The following is a 2,442-nucleotide window of genomic DNA, read 5'->3' on the forward strand; positions in this document are numbered from 1 at the left end:
GATGGTGCTGACGGAGCTACTGGTACACCTGGTGCTGATGGTTCCGATGGTTCTGATGGCGTTTCTGCTGGCTTAACAGTCACAACCGTTAACAATGCTTATGATTTTAATTTGCAGTTAGACCCTGCAGATATTGTTGTCGTTGGTAGCGATCCTTTTAGTATTAAATTTACCGTATCTGGTATAGGTACTGGTATGCAGATATGCCATTCTCTGGCCTTGAGAGAATTGCACTATATGTAACCAGTCAATCAGAGAATACTACTGACAGTGGTGCGCCAATGTTATGGACTAACCATGCTTTAGCCAATGACTTTGGTAGCAGCATGTACTGTAACTTAACCGGTAGCACTACAGCGCGTGATGGCTCTGTGGTAAATGCATGTACGTTAACAGAAGATACTGCAAACCCTGGTACCTACATTGGTACATGGGCTCACGAAGGCAATGCGCCAGTCGTATTAGCCGATGGTGATGCTAACGATTTAGTTCGTGTGATGATCCGCACCTATGATGTTGTAGATGCTGATGGTACGGATATCAGTGATAAAATTTTATCAACACCGATTGATTTTATTCCTGCTACTGGCGAGCTTGCTGTTTCTGCAAAAGACTCAGTGTCTAATGCTGCATGTATTCAGTGTCATGGTGAATTAACTGGCTATGGTGAAGATGATCAACGTATTTCAAAAATCGCTGCCCATCATAACTACCAAAAAGTGGAAAACTGCGTAGCGTGTCATAATCCTGCTTATGCAGCTGATCAAAATGATCCTGAATTAGGCTTTAACCCTAACTTCAATGCCATGATCCATACTATTCATGCTGGTGGACATCTTGCTGAATGGGGTGTGTTACAAGGTGAAGCAGAAGCGTTTGCTGAAGTTCATTTCCCTACGGAATTGAATGAATGTACTGCTTGTCATGATAATGGCGATCAGTGGAAAGAGAACATTTATCGCGAAGCGTGTGTTGGCTGTCACGTAACTGTTAATTTCGAAACTGGTGTAGGTCATTCTGATTATGAAATACCACAGGCTGATGATTCACAATGTATGAATTGTCATGTTGGCGGATTAAGTCCTGCAACTGCGCATAAAGTGGGTAAACGTGCAGAATATGCAGACCTATTAACTGTAGACTTTACCAGTATCACTGCTGTTACTTCAGCAACTGCCGGTATGCAAACGTTGACAATTAAAGCCAATGTGACCATGAATGGAGTGGTTATTCCTGATGGTACAAGTTTAGCTACTTACAATGCCACAAGTAACCCTACTGGTATGTTACCAGCTAACGGTTTACTCATCGGTAATGTTGATGCAACAGGTAAAGTTAATTCGTGGCGTGATCTTAGCATTAGTCTAAACCTAGCGAGTGGTACCTTATCTGGTGGTGTGCTTACCATTGTAAAAGATGTACCGGACGCACAAGCAACTGGCACAATATATATTGGTTCAGAAGCCAATGTGTGTGTTAAAGCGGGTAAAGTCGCTAGTTGTGGTGCAGACGACTTAGAGTACGAATACGACAACCCAATTGGTAACACGTCTTCAATTAAGTACTTTGATCTTGCTGGCGACACAGTTAACTTGATGCGCACAACCGATGCTGACCGCATTACGGTAACAGAAGCTAAGTGTAACTCTTGTCATGGCACACTTGATTATATCAAGGGTCGTAGACATGGTACTTATACCTTTGACCAATGCCAAAACTGTCACAACGAAACTAACGGCGCTTCAGGCCATGATGCATCATGGACAAAAGGTGAAGATGGTTCAACAGTGATTACTCCTGATGTTTCTTATGATAACAAAGATTTGGTTACAGTATCTCACCGTTTCCACAGTGGTAACTGGAACACAATCGAAGGTATCTATAGAGATCATACTGGTGAACTGATTGGTTATCCAAGCCCTGAAACAGACTGTGCCGCATGTCACAAAGACGGTGCTACATTCTTTGCTGATGATGGTGGATTAACTTCTGGTAAGCGTGCGATTAAAGTTGGAGCAACTTCTACTAACGCAGGTTATTACATCACTCCAGTTGCTGAATCATGCCGTAGCTGTCACGCTCACGCAGATGGTGCTGCACTTGCTCACTTTAAGAGTAATGGCGCTATCGTAGAAAGCGACGCAATGACTGATTCGGATCTACCTGTAGAGTCTTGTGCAACTTGTCATGCTGAAGGTAAAACTTACGGTCTTGATAAAGTTCACTCTGGTGCAGCGCACTAAATATCCAAAAAACTTCTTAATCATCACTTAAGAAAGTAAGTAAGAGGGAGGCAGCAATGCCTCCCTTTTTTTTATTGGGTTTATCCATCAGTGTATAAGCACTAAATGGCCATCCGTTATTAATATTTCTCCTCAAAAAGATATCGTTCAGTATCATTAACTGCCAAACTCAAACTCAAACTCAAACTCAAACTCAAAC

General features: G+C 42.4%; 2 protein-coding genes. Both read left to right on the top strand.

Annotated elements, in window-relative coordinates; translation table 11 throughout:
- Window positions 1–243 (top strand): hypothetical protein (locus tag H5202_RS24400; protein WP_259397412.1); only part of this gene is annotated, 243 nt, incomplete at its 5' end.
- Window positions 204–2,243 (top strand): OmcA/MtrC family decaheme c-type cytochrome, encoded by a 2,040-nt coding sequence (locus tag H5202_RS20655; RefSeq protein ID WP_259397413.1) that lies wholly within the window; start codon window positions 204–206, stop codon window positions 2,241–2,243. The genes H5202_RS24400 and H5202_RS20655, both read left to right, overlap by 40 nt.
- The last annotated feature ends 199 nt before the right edge of the window (window positions 2,244–2,442 follow it).

Source organism: Shewanella sp. SG41-4 (genome assembly GCF_014164505.1).
Taxonomy (GTDB): Bacteria; Pseudomonadota; Gammaproteobacteria; order Enterobacterales; family Shewanellaceae; genus Shewanella.

What these genes read in the sequence shown, in the direction of transcription:
- H5202_RS20655 (WP_259397413.1), top strand. Translation starts at nt 204, where the DNA reads ATGCCATTCTCTGGCCTTGAGAGAATTGCACTATATGTAACCAGTCAA.